This window comes from Amycolatopsis sp. NPDC034160, assembly GCF_055575355.1.
In genome coordinates this window covers 18,283-32,605 of sequence record NZ_JBVISU010000042.1, presented here as the reverse complement: position 1 = coordinate 32,605, position 14,323 = coordinate 18,283, and the positions used below count along the sequence as shown (strand labels likewise).

14 protein-coding genes and 1 pseudogene are annotated in these 14,323 nt (G+C 66.2%); 10 read left to right on the top strand and 5 right to left on the bottom strand.

What is annotated here, in order from left to right:
• The first annotated feature begins 485 nt into the window (after positions 1-485).
• The 4 genes from ACZ54P_RS40520 to ACZ54P_RS40505 are packed head-to-tail and all read left to right on the top strand — an operon-like array spanning position 486 to position 5,540.
• The gene (locus tag ACZ54P_RS40520; RefSeq protein ID WP_465466934.1) at positions 486-2,561 is read left to right on the top strand and encodes a catalase; all 2,076 of its coding nucleotides are present in this window, start codon (positions 486-488) and stop codon (positions 2,559-2,561) included.
• A gap of 14 nt (positions 2,562-2,575) precedes the next feature.
• Positions 2,576-3,571: an acyl-CoA dehydrogenase family protein gene (locus ACZ54P_RS40515; protein ID WP_465466933.1), complete on the top strand. Its 996-nt coding sequence runs from the start codon at positions 2,576-2,578 to the stop codon at positions 3,569-3,571.
• Entirely contained in the window at positions 3,568-4,848 is a 1,281-nt protein-coding gene (locus ACZ54P_RS40510; protein ID WP_465466932.1) for a PIG-L family deacetylase, read from the top strand. The genes ACZ54P_RS40515 and ACZ54P_RS40510 overlap by 4 nt, the downstream gene beginning before the upstream one ends.
• Positions 4,845-5,540 (top strand): glycosyltransferase family 2 protein, encoded by a 696-nt coding sequence (locus ACZ54P_RS40505; protein WP_465466931.1) that lies wholly within the window; start codon positions 4,845-4,847, stop codon positions 5,538-5,540. The genes ACZ54P_RS40510 and ACZ54P_RS40505 overlap by 4 nt, the downstream gene beginning before the upstream one ends.
• Here the strand turns inward: ACZ54P_RS40505 and ACZ54P_RS40500 are convergent.
• Positions 5,441-5,809 (bottom strand): AfsR/SARP family transcriptional regulator, encoded by a 369-nt coding sequence (locus ACZ54P_RS40500; protein ID WP_465466935.1) that lies wholly within the window; start codon positions 5,807-5,809, stop codon positions 5,441-5,443. The genes ACZ54P_RS40505 and ACZ54P_RS40500 overlap by 100 nt on opposite strands.
• Positions 5,810-6,039: 230 nt before the next feature.
• A complete protein-coding gene (locus ACZ54P_RS40495; RefSeq protein WP_465466930.1) occupies positions 6,040-8,019 on the bottom strand; it encodes an APC family permease in 1,980 nt (659 codons plus the stop codon).
• Between the two features lie 381 nt (positions 8,020-8,400).
• Between ACZ54P_RS40495 and ACZ54P_RS40490 the strand changes: the two genes are divergently transcribed.
• The 3 genes and pseudogenes from ACZ54P_RS40490 to ACZ54P_RS40480 form a co-directional block, all read left to right on the top strand.
• Entirely contained in the window at positions 8,401-8,595 is a 195-nt protein-coding gene (locus ACZ54P_RS40490) for a hypothetical protein (RefSeq protein WP_465466929.1), read from the top strand.
• Between the two features lie 102 nt (positions 8,596-8,697).
• Entirely contained in the window at positions 8,698-9,189 is a 492-nt protein-coding gene (locus ACZ54P_RS40485) for a hypothetical protein (protein WP_465466928.1), read from the top strand.
• A 237-nt stretch (positions 9,190-9,426) separates the two neighbouring features.
• A pseudogene (locus tag ACZ54P_RS40480) lies at positions 9,427-10,274 on the top strand (cbb3-type cytochrome c oxidase subunit I); the annotation flags it as partial.
• Positions 10,275-10,297: 23 nt separating this feature from the next.
• On the opposite strand, the gene ACZ54P_RS40475 reads toward ACZ54P_RS40480, so the two are convergent.
• On the bottom strand, positions 10,298-10,633 hold the full coding sequence (locus ACZ54P_RS40475; protein ID WP_465466927.1) for a hypothetical protein: 336 nt from the start codon (positions 10,631-10,633) through the stop codon (positions 10,298-10,300).
• 635 nt (positions 10,634-11,268) lie between these two features.
• On the opposite strand from ACZ54P_RS40475, the gene ACZ54P_RS40470 reads away from it, so the two are divergent.
• Positions 11,269-11,511, top strand: coding sequence for an acyl carrier protein (locus ACZ54P_RS40470; RefSeq protein WP_465466926.1), 243 nt, complete (start codon positions 11,269-11,271; stop codon positions 11,509-11,511).
• A gap of 129 nt (positions 11,512-11,640) precedes the next feature.
• Here ACZ54P_RS40470 and ACZ54P_RS40465 read toward each other — a convergent pair whose 3' ends face one another.
• Positions 11,641-11,907 carry a hypothetical protein gene (locus tag ACZ54P_RS40465; RefSeq protein ID WP_465466925.1) on the bottom strand — a complete coding sequence of 89 codons (267 nt, stop codon included), beginning with the start codon at positions 11,905-11,907 and terminating at the stop codon, positions 11,641-11,643.
• 275 nt (positions 11,908-12,182) lie between these two features.
• Here ACZ54P_RS40465 and ACZ54P_RS40460 point away from each other — a divergent pair, with 275 nt between their 5' ends.
• On the top strand, positions 12,183-12,344 hold the full coding sequence (locus ACZ54P_RS40460) for a hypothetical protein (protein ID WP_465466924.1): 162 nt from the start codon (positions 12,183-12,185) through the stop codon (positions 12,342-12,344).
• Between the two features lie 86 nt (positions 12,345-12,430).
• Here ACZ54P_RS40460 and ACZ54P_RS40455 read toward each other — a convergent pair whose 3' ends face one another.
• Positions 12,431-12,712: a hypothetical protein gene (locus tag ACZ54P_RS40455; protein ID WP_465466923.1), complete on the bottom strand. Its 282-nt coding sequence runs from the start codon at positions 12,710-12,712 to the stop codon at positions 12,431-12,433.
• 342 nt (positions 12,713-13,054) lie between these two features.
• Here ACZ54P_RS40455 and ACZ54P_RS40450 point away from each other — a divergent pair, with 342 nt between their 5' ends.
• Entirely contained in the window at positions 13,055-14,311 is a 1,257-nt protein-coding gene (locus tag ACZ54P_RS40450; RefSeq protein ID WP_465466922.1) for an HNH endonuclease signature motif containing protein, read from the top strand.
• Positions 14,312-14,323 lie beyond the last annotated feature (12 nt).

Here is a 14,323-nt window from a genome sequence, read left to right as displayed (position 1 = left end):
GACATCACATGTCCTGAAAGTGGCTTTCGCGACACCTCCTTGAGGGCTGGGGAAGGTTGGTCACCCCTGGCGGTGTGAGCGGGGAATCGGGAGGCAGGCATGTCCCCAATGCCACAGTGGCGGCATCCGGCCGCGGCGCGAACAGGCCCGCCCGCAACATGCCACGTTTGCCTTATCCCTCAATAACTGCGCCAGGTTCCGCTTACTCACGAAATCGTGGACCCGCTGCTTGCCGTTCCCGCCAACTGTGGGACAAACGAACTCATAGACAGCCCCTTGCCGGGCCCGTTTCGCTCGTTTCCCGCGATGTGATCCCAACGCATCTCGCCGCAGACGTCGATCGGCCACAGGAAGACTGACACGGCAACGCTGCTGCTTGCCCTCGGGCACCGAGAGGGGTACACGAAAGGGTTGCCGTACGGGTCGATTAGAGACGATCACAGCGGGGTACCCACGGCGCACCACCCTTCTCGACAAGGAGAATTATGCCCCCGAAACGTCAGCGCGAGCAGTCAGCACCAGCCGAAGGCGAATCGAACGCGAGGACCGGGCGGTCAGGCGAGGGGCAACGCGGGACCTACCTGACGACGGCTCAGGGAGTCCGGCTTCACGACACCGACCACTCGCTCAAGGCGGGCCCGCGGGGACCGTCGCTCATGGAGGACTTCCATCTTCGCGAGAAGATCACCCACTTCGATCATGAACGCATCCCGGAGCGCGTGGTCCACGCACGCGGCGCGGCAGCACATGGCACTTTTCGCGCCTATGGCAACGCGGCGTCGGTGACCAAGGCCGGTTTTCTGGAAAAGGGCCGGGAGACCCCCGTCTTCGTGCGGTTCTCGACGGTGCTGGGCTCGCGGGGATCGGCGGACACCGTCCGGGACGTCCGCGGATTCGCGGTGAAGTTCTACACGGCGGAGGGGAACTTCGACCTGGTCGGCAACAACATGCCGGTCTTCTTCATCCAGGACGGCATCAAGTTCCCCGACGTCATCCACGCGGGCAAACCGCACCCGGACCGGGAGATCCCGCAGGCACAGACCGCGCACGACACCTTCTGGGACTTCGTTTCCCTCCACACCGAGGCGACGCACCACGTCATGTGGGCCATGTCCGACCGCGGGATCCCTCGGTCCTATCGGACCATGGAGGGCTTCGGCGTGCACACCTTCCGGCTGGTCAACGCCGAAGGCGCGACCAGTCTGGTGAAGTTCCACTGGAAACCGGTGGCCGGTGTGCACTCACTGGTGTGGGAAGAGGCTCAGATCGCCGCCGGCGCCGATCCCGATTTCCACCGCCGGGACATGGCAGACGGCATCGATGCCGGGGCACCCCTGGAATACGAGCTCGGCCTCCAGGTCATGCCGGATTCCGACGACGAGATGTTCGAGGGGATCGACCTGCTCGACCCGACCAAGATCGTCCCGGAAGAGCTCGCCGAGGTCCAGCTGGTCGGCAAGCTCACCCTGGACCGGAACCCGACCAACTACTTCGCCGAGACCGAACAGGTCGCCTTCCACACCGGCAACCTGGTGCCCGGCATCGAGGTGACCGACGACCCGCTGATGCAGGCGAGGCTGTTTTCCTATCTGGACACTCAGCTCACCCGGCTCGGCGGGCCGAACTTCACGCAACTCCCGATCAACTGCCCGCACGTCGCCGTCAACGACAACCTGCGCGACGGGATGCATCAAACCCTCATCCACCACGGACAGGCCCCGTATCTGCCCAACAGCGTCGACAACGCGCTGCCGACGACGACCACGGAAGCCGAAGGGGCCTACGTCCACCGGCCCATCGAGGTCGGGGGGCCCAAGGTCAGGGCCAACCCGGTGTCGTTCGACGATCACTTCTCGCAGGCCACACTCTTCTGGAAGAGCATGTCCCGGATCGAGAAGATCCACTTGATCGAAGCGTTCACGTTCGAGCTGGGAAAGTGCTTCGCCCAGTCGATCCAGGAACGTGTCCTCGAATCACTCGCCCAGGTCGACGCCGAACTGTGCGCGGCGGTCGCCGAAGGGCTCGGACTCGCCGCTCCGCTGGGCACCCCGGCCGAAGACGTCACTCCTTCCGCCGCGCTGTCGCAGATCCCGGCGGGGCCCGGCCCGATCGCGGGCCGCATCATCGGGGTGGTGGCGACGCATGGCGCCGATCTCGGCGGGATCGGCAAACTCCGCCGGACCGTCGAGGCCCAAGGCGCGATTCTGCGGGTTCTGGCGCCGGTCGGCGGAACGTTGAAGCGGGGGCGCGGACAACAGCCGGTGGCGAGGACGTTCCTCACCGCCCGATCCATCGAGTTCGACGCGGTGGTGATCGCCGGCGGTACGGCCGGACTGCACGACATCAAGCTGACCATTCTGCTGCAGGAGATGTTCCGTCACTGCAAGGTCATCGGTGCTTGGGGTGACGGGCGCCAAGTGCTGACCGACGCCGGGATCGACGTCGACGCACCGGGAGTCGTGCTCGCCGACGAGGTCGCCAAACCGTTCTCCGCCGAGCTGGTGAATTCCGTGGGTCTGCACCGCGTTTGGGAGCGGGCCGAACGTGTGATGAACGACTGAGGAATCGGACCTTGATGAAGACCCTGCTCGAACCGGCCGCACCGGAACCTTTGGCGGAGCCCAGAACCGTCGAGGCCATCACCGCCATGGTGCGGTTGCTGATGCAGAACGGGGTCCTCGACCTGCCGCTCCCGGGTGGAGGCGACACGTGGGGCCGCTGGACGACGCTCGCCGGACTGGGGCGTCGCGACCTGGTGCTCGGCCGGCTCGCGGAGGGCCATACCGACGCCCTCGCGATTCTGGCCGAAGCCGATCGGGAGCCCGTGCCGGGCGCGCTGTACGGCGTCTGGGCCGCCCGTTCGGGCGGTACCGGCGCGGCCGTCGTGGGCGGCGCGCTCACCGGTACCGTCCGGTTCTGCTCCGGCGCTCAAGTCCTCGACCGTGCCCTGGTGGTGGCGGATTACGAGGACGGGCCACCGATCCTGCTGGAAGTCGGCCTGGACGAGCCAGGCGTCCAGGCACTGCCGGAAACGTGGCAGGCGATCGGGATGGACGCCTCCGACAGTGGTGACGTCCGGTTCGACGGGGTCCCGATGACCGCGGACCATGTCGTGGCCGAACCGGGCTGGTACGTGTCCCGGCCGGGGTTCAGCCTTGGCGGGGCGGGCGTCGCTGCGGTGTGGCTCGGCGGCTGCGCGGCCGTCGTGGACTCGGTGACGGCGTACCTGCGCGCCCGCGGCGCGGCGGACGATCATCAGTACGCCCACCTCGGCGCGCTGCACACCGCGCTCCACCAGGCCGACGCGCTGCTCGTGCGGACGGCGGAAGTCGTCGACACCGAACAGGACGAGGACCTGCCCCTGCTGACCGGGTTCTGCCGGGCCGCCGTCGAGCACGCGGCCCGGCAGGTCCTGGACATCGCACCGGAGATCACCGGACCGACGGCGCTCTGCCGTGATCGACGGCTGCCCCGGCAGCTGGCCGATCTGATGGTCTACGTCCGGCAGCATCACGGCGCTCGGGACCTCGCGGCCTTGGCCGTCGAGCTTCTGAAAGACGGACGACGGTGACCACGGGACCGTTCCACACCGAAGCCGACTGGCATGGGCTGGAGCAGCTCCCGCTGCTCCCCGTCGAGGACGTGCGCCGTGTCTGTGTCGTCGCCGCACACCCGGACGACGAGACTCTGGGCGTTTCCGGGCTCATTCAGCGGCTGCACGCCCGCGGAGCCGAGATCCGGCTGGTCGTCGCGACTGACGGGGAAGCCGCGTTCCCACGCTCGTCGGCCGCCGACCGCCGGTCTCTCGGCGCTCGCCGTCGCCTGGAGCTGCTGGAAGCATTGCGGTGCCAAGGAATGGAGGACGTGGAACCGGTATGGGCAGGTCTTCCCGACTCCGCGCTGATCGATCACGAGTCCGAACTGACCGACGTCATCCGTGACGTGGCCGCGGACAGCGAACTCTGCCTGGCTCCATGGCCGGAAGACCCTCATCCGGACCATCAGGTGGCGGGCCGAGCCGCGTTCCGCGCCGCACCCCTGGGCGCGCATCGATGGTCCTACCCGATCTGGCTGTGGCCTATGGTGGCCCCGGACGACCCGGCCATCCCCTGGGCACGGGCCGCGGAAGTCCGGCTCGACGACGCGAGCGCGGCGATCAAAACGAAAGCCGTCCAAGCTTTCCAGTCACAGCTGGAGCCGGGCCCTGGCGGGGAAGATCCGATCCTGACACCGGAGATACTGGAGCATTTCGGGCGCGACAGGGAGATCGTGTTCCACGAGCCGAGGACGACATCGACGCCGGTGAGCAGATTCGAGACGCTCTACCGCGAACCCGATCCATGGGCGATGGACAGCTGGTACGAACGTCGCAAAAGGACGGTCGCTCTGGCCGCTCTGCCACGTGAGCGGTACACCTTCGCGGTGGAACCCGCGTGCGGCACCGGCGCCCTGACCCTGGACCTGGCCGACCGCTGCGACCAGGTCTACGCCTTCGACCCGGTGCCCGCCGCTCTCTCGATCGCCCGCGATCGCACGGCACATCTATCCACAGTGGAGTGCGCCGCGGGCACGCTGCCGGACGGGATGCGAGGCCCGGCGGACCTGGTGGTACTGAGTGAGATTCTCTACTACCTGAGCGAGGCGGACCTGACGGCGACGCTGGACCGCACCGTGGCCTCACTACGCCCGGGTGGGCAAGTGCTCGCCGTGCACTGGCGACCGCAAGCTCCGGACGCACCCCACCACGGCTCCCAGGTCCACGAACGGCTGCGAACGCATCCAGGCCTGAGGAGCCTGGTGACGCACAGTGAGGCCGACTTCCTGGTCGATGTTCTGGCACGCCGTTGATCACGTCCGTGGGCGTGCTGATCCCGGCGCGCGACGAAGAAACCGACCTCCCGGCCTGCCTGCGCGCGCTGGCTGTCGCACTGCGCGAACTGCCTCCGGAACTCGAACGGCGTGTCTGTGTAGTGGCCGACCGCTGCCGTGACGACACCGCCAAGCTGGCCAGGGACGCGGGAACGGAGGTCCTCGTCAACGCTCGCGACCTGCCCATCGGAGCGATCCGGGCGCTGGGCGCACAGCACCTGCTTCGCGGGCTGGAGCACCACGCATCAGCCCGTACCGTGCTGCTGAGCACGGACGCGGACACCCTAGTCGACCGAGAATGGGCGGTCCGCCATGTCCGCAGGGCGGACGCGGGCTGGGACGCCGTGGCCGGCATGGCGAAGCTGAAAACCACGTTGGCGGCCAACGCACAGCCACGCTACGAGGCACTGCTCGCGAACGCACGAAGCCCCGAGGGCCATGGGAACGTCTACGGAGCCAACCTGTCGATCAGGGCGAGCGCCTACCACGCGGTCGGCGGTTTCCTCCCGATCCGGACCGCCGAAGACCACGACCTGTGGCGTCGCCTCTCCCACGCCGGATTCCGGCTCGCCTATGCCGAGGAAGCGAAAGTAGAGACGAGCGCCCGACTGAACGGCCGAGCACCGGACGGCCTCTCGACACTGCTGCGTGCCCTTGCCCGAGCCTCATGAACCTTCGCGGCATCACCTCGATCCAAGGAGCATCCGGCGGCCTTGCTCGCCGGTGACCCGAAGGCGTCGTCCGCGGGCAGGGCGAGCCGATAACCTCCGGCGGACGACTCCACGACCTCCGGATCCGGCAGGACCCTGCGCAGCCGGTGCACAACCGCGTGCAAGGTGTTCATGGTGGCCGACGGTGACTCCGCTCCCCAGATGTCCTCGAGAAGTGTGCCGGGCGATACCGTCTCGCCGACCGCCAGCGCGAGCCTGGCCAGCAGCATGCGCGGCTTCGCACCGCCGGTGTCGACCTGCTCGTCGTTGTCGCCGAAGACCCTCACCGGTCCCAGCACCTTCACCCTCAAACCCACGACAAGAAGCCTACGCAGAGGCGTAGGCGCCGAGATCATCTTCGACCGAGACCGGGTAACCCTTCGTCGTCCGAACCGCCGGCCATGGTGCCGGGGGTGAGGACTTTGAGCCGGCGGGGCCGAAACCACTGTCCGCCGAGCCGTCAGCCGACGTGGATACCGGGTCGCCGGGCCGGGTCGCGTTCGCTGGTGCGGATGATTTCGCGGACCACCGGCGCGGTGTCGCCGCGGCCGAGGATCAGGTAGCGGAACAGATGTCCGAGCGGATTGCCCTCACTCCACTCGAAATGACACTGCGGCCGCACACCGGTGGCGTCCCGCAGCGCGAGCAGGACAGCCGCGATCGCGTTCGGCGCGGCCGGGCTTTCCACGCGCAGCACCCGGAAACCGTCGATGTCGACACCGCGGACCTTCAGCACGTCGCTGAACCCGGACGGGTCGATGACGTCGATCTCGAGGAAAAGGACGTCCGCGGCACCGGGCACCGGATTCATGCCGCGCTGTTCGGCCTCCTTCGCCCGGTATTCATCGGCGTCCCCGGCCTGGCGACGGTTCGCGATGATGGTCAGCGCACCGTCGTGGGCGATCGACTCGGAGACGAACCGGCGCGCCGGCTCGTCGAACTCGATGTGGTCCACCCGCAGCTCGGTGGTCCGGGTGACCCGCGAAACCAGCGACACCACGATGATCCCGAGAATGAAAAACGCGGAGATCGTGAGCCCGTCGGGCTTCTCGATGACGTTCTCCACCAAAGCGTAGATCAGGATGAGCGTCAGCACGGCGAACGCGAACGCGGCCTTGCGCTGCCGCCTCTTCGCCGCGGAGATCGCCACGGCGACCGACGCGGACACCATCATCGCGAGAATCCCGGTGGCGTACGCCCCGGCCTGGGCGTTGACGTCGGCGTTGAAGATGATCGTGACCAGAACGCAGATCGCGGTGTAAACCAGCACCACCGGACGGACGGCACGGGCCCAGTCCGGCGCCATCCCGTACGCGGGCAGATACCGCGGCACGATGTTGATCAGCCCGGCCATCGCCGACGCCCCGGCGAACCACAGGATCAGGATGCTGCTGACGTCGTAGGCGGTGCCGACCCAGTCGCCCATCAGTTCATGGGCGAGGTACGCCAGCGCGCGGCCGTTCGCCTCACCGCCCGGCTTGAACGCATCGGCCGGGATCAGGACCGTGGTGACGAAACTGGTCGCGATCAGGTACACCGACATGATCAGCGCGGCGGCGGTGAGCAGTTTGCGGGTGTTGCGGATGCGGTTGGCGAGCTTCTGCTCGGCGTTCTCGCCCTTGGCTGCCACCAGCGGCATCATGCTCACACCGGTCTCAAAACCGGACAAACCGAGCACCAGCAACGGGAACGCCAGGATCGCCGGACCGAGGACACCGCCGATCCCGCCGCCGCCGGAGGTCAGCGCGTCCAGCCAACGGTCCAGGGCGGCCGGCTCGGTGAGCACCTCTCCGATTCCGGCGACCACCACCACGGCGTTCAGCACCAGGAAGATCGCGACCAGCGGGATCGCGACCCCGACCGCCTCGCTGAACCCGAGGAGGAACACCCCGCCCAGGATCAGCAGCAGGACCACCGTGATCAGCACCTCGTGCCCGTGCAGGAACGACGGGGCGAGCGGGTTCTCCAACGCGTGCACCGTGGCATCCGCCGAGGACAGCGTGATCGTGATGATCCACGAAGTCGCGACGAAACCCAGCAACACCAACACAAAGATCTTGCCGCGCCAGAACGGCAACAGATGCTCCAGCATCGCGACCGACCCCTGGCCGTGAGGGCTCTCCTTCGCCACGCGCCGGTACATCGGCAACATGCCCAGCAGAGTCAGCGCGACGATCAGCAACGTCGCCAACGGCGACAGCGCGCCCGCCGCCAGTGCCGCGATACCGGGCAGATACGACAGCGTGGAGAAGTAATCCACCCCGGTCAGGCACATGACCTTCCACCACGACTGCGGCGTGGCGTGCTCCTCATGGCTCTCCGGCCCCACCGGCTGAACCCGGTGCTCCATCAACCACCGGCCGACCTTGCCCGACGGCACCGGCTGCCGCACCGGGCTTTCCACCCGCTCCGGCACGGCGAGTTGTGGAACCTCGGTCATATACCCAGTCCTCCCCTGTGTCCTGTGCTCGGCGCTTGGCATGCCATCTCCACCCAGCCGTGGCGGCCGCACACCGACGCGGACACTAACGATCCCCCGCCAAGAATCACCGAGCAGGCCGTAAAGAAAACATCAATGTCGCGCGACAAGCAGACGTGCCTTGTAGTGGCGGTCACAAGGGCGGCGGTCACGATCCCGGCGGCACCTTGGGCGGTGGCAACTCGCCGGCCAGAAACCGCAGGTCGACGCCGTCACCGCCTCAACCGCGTTCGAGGTAGCGTGTGTGCCGAACGAGCCGAAGGGATCCCGGGCACTGTGACTCGACGACTGTCAGCCGGCGACCGCCCCGGACTCAAAGGCTTGCTCGGCCCCATCTGTCTTGTGCTCAGCCTGCTCGGTTGGCTGCTCCCCTACGGCGAGGTGGCCTCGGCATCGGCCTTGGCCGCCGGAGCGACATCGATCCTGACGGACCGCCAGTATCGACTCGATGGCCTCGTCATCGTAGGTGTCTGCATCGCCGCACTCCAGCTGTTCTTCGCACTGCTGCTGTTCACGATGGACCTGGCCGGACACTGAGAACATCATCCCAGTGCTGACGACTCGCTTACGAAACGTTCGGTCGACACGAGGATCGTCGCTCAGCGCGCGACAGCCGCACCGCCGTGCCAGGTTTAGACCATGAGCGATTACCCCAGCCATCCCGCTTCCGCGGACACGTCCACTGTGACCGGTCGGCAACGCCCCGGCACGATCAACGGTGCTTTCTGGGCATTCCTGACTTCCGCGATCATCGGACTACTGAGCGCTGTCCTGGCTTTCGCGAACAAGAACGCCTTGGTCGAAGCCACCAGAGACGCGAACAGACAGGGCGGAGCCCAGCTCACCGAGGCCCAGATCGATCAGGCCGCCACCTTCGTCATCATCATCGGACTGGTGATCGCGGTCATCTTCGCCCTGCTGTATCTGCTGTTCGCGGCAAAGCTGCGCGCAGGCCGGAACTGGGCGCGGATCGTGCTCACCGTGCTCACCGCGCTCCAACTGATTTCAGTCATCTTCAGCACCAACACCATTGTCGGCTACCTCAGCGTCCTTGCCGCGGTCGTCGGTGTCGTGCTGTCATTCACCGCCCCGTCCAACGAGTACATCGCCGCGACCAAGGTCGCGCGCTGAGATAACACCGCATACCAACAAGTTCGAGGGAGGGTATGTCCCGTCACCGGGGTGGCGACATACCCTCCCTCAACACTGCGCCGCTGGACCGTGCGTCGCCACGACCGGTTTCTCCTGATCGGCCGCCCCGATCTGTCCTGTTCACGTCACCGGGGCCGAGCAACACACGGACGATGGATGCTGTGGCGGGCTGCGAAGAGCCAGTCACGGGTTCGACGGTGATTCCGACGCCGTTGACGGATGCCCATCTTCACCTGGAACGTCTTCTTCACCAGCATCATCCTGATCCTGCTCGCTTCCCGGTTCTCCGGCCATCCCGAGGTCTACCTCGTCGCGTTGCCGTATTTCGACATCGTCAGCGAGATCATCGTGGTGTTCAGCCGGAAACCCTTGTTCGGCTACAAGACCATGGTGTTCGCCACGATCGCGATCACCGCCCTGCCGGTCACGGTGTGGGCGCACCACATGTTCGCCACCGGCGCGGTCCTGTTGCCGTTCTTCTCCATCATGGCCTTCCTCATCGCGGTGCCGACCGGGATCAAGTTCTTCGCCTGGATCGGCACCATGGCGGAAGGACAGCTGACCTTCGAATCACCGATGCTGTGGTCGGTCGGCTTCCTGGTGACGTTCCTGCTTGGCGGGCTGACCGGGATCATCCTCGCCGCACCGCCGCTGACTTCCACATCCACGACACCTACTTCGTGGTGGCGCACTTCCACTACGTCCTGTTCGGCACCATCGTCTTCGCCACCTTCGCCGGGATCTACTTCTGGTTCCCCAAGATCACCGGCCGGAGGATGGACGAGCGGCTCGCCGAATGGCACTTCTGGACCACGTTCATCGGCTTCCACGGCACCTTCCTGGTCCAGCATGGGCTCGGTAACGCCGGGATGGCCCGCCGCTACGCGGATTACCTGCACAGCGACCAGTCCACCGGTATGCACATGGTCTCGACGATCGGCGCTTTCCTGCTCGGCCTGTCCGTGCTTCCGTTCCTCTGGAACGTGTTCAGAAGCCACCGTTACGGCGAACCGGTCGACGTCGACGACCCCTGGGGTTTCGGGAACTCACTGGAATGGGCCACCGGACAGAAGGCCCGCCGGGCTCTTCACGCCGATTCGGTGACCAGTTCCCGATCGGTCCCGTGCCGCCAGCGCCCGCGTAGTTCGGTGACGAAGGAGGGATCGGCGTAGGCCAACGTCTCGAGGTCGACCTCTCGCGGTATCGGCGTCCCGGCCGGGAGCAGCGAGTCGAGGACCAGCCCGGCCGCGCACAACGCCAGGGTGTCGTCCTCCGCCGGCAGGTCCACCGACTCACGCAACCACGGTGTCAGCACCACCTCGAACGTCCCGGCGCCCGAACCGCGGCAGCAGTACTCCACCCGATACCGGAACCGCTCGACGAACCGAACCTGCCAAACCGCTCCCGCCGTGCTCCGCGTCATGCCTGCCCATACCCCGTCACACGGCCGTCAAACAGACGACGTCACGACGGACCACGCCGACCGGCCCGCGGTCGTCGGGATACTCGAACACGCTTGGCACAGCTCGACGCCGGGCAAAAGCCTTTGGGCGGGGACCAGCGGACTCAGCCGGAGCAGGCCCCGCGCCGTCGGGCGGCTCGGGGCGCGCTCGGAAAAAGGGGTTTGACCACCTGATCCCAGGGCATCCGCCGCTCATGCCAGCATGGTGGAAGCGCGCGGCCCCGAAGTCGCACGGCAGAACGATTCTGTTCCTCGGCGACCCCGCCGTCCTCAGAAAGATCATCGGCGCTGTGACCGCGCGTGGGTTCGGGACAGTCGAGCTCCCTCATCCCGCGCTGATCTGTGCCGTGGCCGACAACATGGTGCTCAGCGGTCGTGGCAGTCGAGCCGATACCTCGAAACTCCATCGAGTCCGCGAGCTGGGCATACCGTGCCTGGACCCGGAGCAAGCTTTGGCCTGGCTCGACCGGCTCGACGCTTGTGACCACCTCGCGTCAGCGTGAGTCCACTGAGGAAGTGTCGCTTGTGGATACCGAGGTATCCGCTATCAGCCGGCTCGGCAGGTCGGCTCGACAGAACGAGATGAGGAGGTATCCATGGCCACCGGCGAGACCGGTTTCGACGACGTCAGTTTCGACCTCGTTTCCGTGCAGTACCACGCTTTGAAAGCAGGACACGATTACGGCCAGTACGTCCGGGACGCCGAGAACGCGGGACGCCAGGACATCGCCGACTTCTTCCGCAAGGTCATGGAAGAGGATTCGGCGCGTGCCAAGCAGTGCCACGAATACCTGAAGGAGCTGTCCGGTACCTCGGCCTCCGGACCCGCCGTCTCCTGACAGCGTCGGTCCTGAGCGCGTCGAGGAACAACTTCGTCGCGCTCAGGGCCTGGGCCGGAGGGCCGCCCTTTCAGCGGGAGTCGCGCTGGGGGTTCCGGCGCTGTCCGATCCGGCCGTCCCGGTTCCGGATCACGTGCGCGACCTTGCGAGCACCCCGCGGACCATGATCCGATCGGAAACCGCTACGGCACGGACGACAATGGTCGCCGCGGTGAGGCCGGGCCGTAGTACCAGTGATACGGCGGGGACCGTCAGCACCACGTAGCCGAGGTGGTCGCGCAGGCCGCCGAGGCCGAGCAGCAGGAACGCCAGCGCGGCCATCACCGGCGAAGTCAGCGCGTAGAACAGCGGGCCGTTGCCTGGACCGACCCCGCGAAGACGCAATTGTCCGTTCACGAGCCCGCCGGAGCGACGACTTCGGCCCTGCCGCCGGCTCCGGCGCCGTCTCCGACGTGGCGAGCTATAGCCGGGTGCGCTGCTGGCCAAGGACGGCCATCAGGTCGTTCTCGGCCGGTTGCGCGGCCGGAGTCTGGCATGCACGACGATTGCGGACCCGCGGCGTCCCGGCCGGACGAAGACGCGTGTCTGCCAAGATCATCTCGCGCTCCCGCCGGAGCAGCCTCGGACGATCATGATGCAGTCGCTGGGCGGCGTGGAAGATGGTGGTGACGGTGACCAGTGACTTCGGCGCCGGACTGACCTCGACGGCCGATGTGGTCGACGGGACCTTCGCGGTCTTCGTTCCGAAAGAGGTGAAGGATCCGTTCCCGCAGAGGGCCCACGTTCAAGCGCGTGATGTCAACGGCGCTGTCGTGTTCGAAGGGGCTCTGTAGCCGAGGTCGCGAGCGAGATCAGCGAGTATTAAGACCCGTTCTCTCGGCTCAACAGAGAGAAGGGGCCTTCATCTACTCAGAGGCGTTTAAAAACCGCCGTAAAACCACCAGCTGCCGCCACGCTGGAGCGACCAGTAGCAAGGGTCGCTGTAGTTGAACAGAACCCTGGCGCTTTCGCACTCCCCTTCGGTTGCGAACGGGCCGTAGTAGTCGCCGGCCTCTTTCGCACCTGCCACGCCACCCAGTGAGAGGGTCATCGCCGCGACGACTCCCGTCCCGATCACCAGGTTTTTCAAAGCACGCTTCAAGTTCACATACTCCTGACCGCTTGAGTGATTTTTCGCAGAGGCGCTGATCAGCTTTGCCACGGAGGTCGCCCTCAGTGAGAAAATCATCCCCAGATGATCAACACCGAAACTGTTGTACCACACACCCACAGTCGATACCGGCAAGATGCCCCGATCGATCAGGCGACGAAGGCCACCAAGACGCGAACTGGTCGGCTGATCCGTCGCTGAGCCTGCGGCCGCTCCCAGGGCCGGACAAACTCGACGATCGCGAAGGCGCTACGCGCCCTACGCGTCTTATGAGTTTGTTGCTTCGCGCAGTTGGTTAGCCGCAGTTCGACCTCTATCGGGTGAAATGATCTGGCTCGGTCGTTACGCAAATTAAGCTAGCACACCTGTTCGAACGCGGGTATTCTCGAAGTTGTGGCCAGCGAAAACAGTCCCCCGGTGGTGCGCTCCGAGTGGTGGCGTGCCGACACTGCGACGCTGCACGCACGCAAACAGGAAATCGAAGTCCTCAAGCGCCGGTTGGATGCGGAACAGAATGCGATCCTCGCGGAAATCAATAACCGGGGTGTCCGTGGCTGTTCCGGTCATTCGACGCTGGCGGCGCTGATCTTCGAGGACTTCCATGTCACCGACAGGGAAGCCAATGCCCGCGCCGACCGGGTGCTGGCGTTGCATGCCGGGGTGGTGGTGGGTGGCGAAGTCGTGCCACCGCTGGCGCCCTTGACCGCCGAAGCCGCCGCCGAGGGTGCGATCGGCGGTGCGCAGATCGACGCGATCATCCGCACCCTCGCCCGCATCCCCTCCACCGTCCCGGAAGAAGACGTACGCGGTGGAGAGAAAATCCTCGTCGAGCTGGCGCGTCGGGCCGGGCCCCGGCAGATCGCCCGCGCTGGACGACGGCTCTTGGACAAGCTGGACCCTGATGGGAAAGAGCCCAGAAGCGAGGATCCGAAAGACGTGCGGCCGGAGTTGCGGTTCGTCAAGCACCGTGACGGCACGCTCGGGCTCAAAGCCACCCTTGACCTCGAAACGTATGCACGGTTGAAGTCCGACCTCGATCCGATGGCGAAACCGCACAAGGCCATCGACGGGGTCCGGGACTCCCGCACTCAGGACGAGCGTTATGGGGATGCTTTCACAGACTATGTGCGTCTCAAGACGACGAGCCGGAATCTCCCCGGCCAGGCGGGAGAAGCCACCCACATTCTCGTGACCATGTCCTACGAGGACCTCATGCGGGATCTTGGTGAAGCACACCTGGACCTGGTCGGGCCGATCAGCGCCACCGACGCGCGGATCCTGGCCTGCGACGCCCGCGTCCGGCCCGGAGTCCTCGGCACCGCAGGCGAACCCTTGGACATCGGCCGATCCAAACGAACAGTGTCACTGGCGCAGAAATACGCCTTGACCATCCGCGACGGAGGCTGCGCCTTCCCCGGCTGCGACATGCCCGTACCACGCTGCACCGCCCACCACATCGCCTTCTGGCGACACCACGGCGAAACGAAAATCGATAATTTGGTGCTGCTGTGCACCAAGCACCACCGCCTGATCCACCACAGCCAATGGAAAGTCCAGATCGCTCAGGATGGACTCCCCGAATTCACCCCACCCGCCTACCTCGACCCCACCGGGACTCCGAGGCGCAACACCATGCACCTCAGAACATAGGCCGAAGCACCG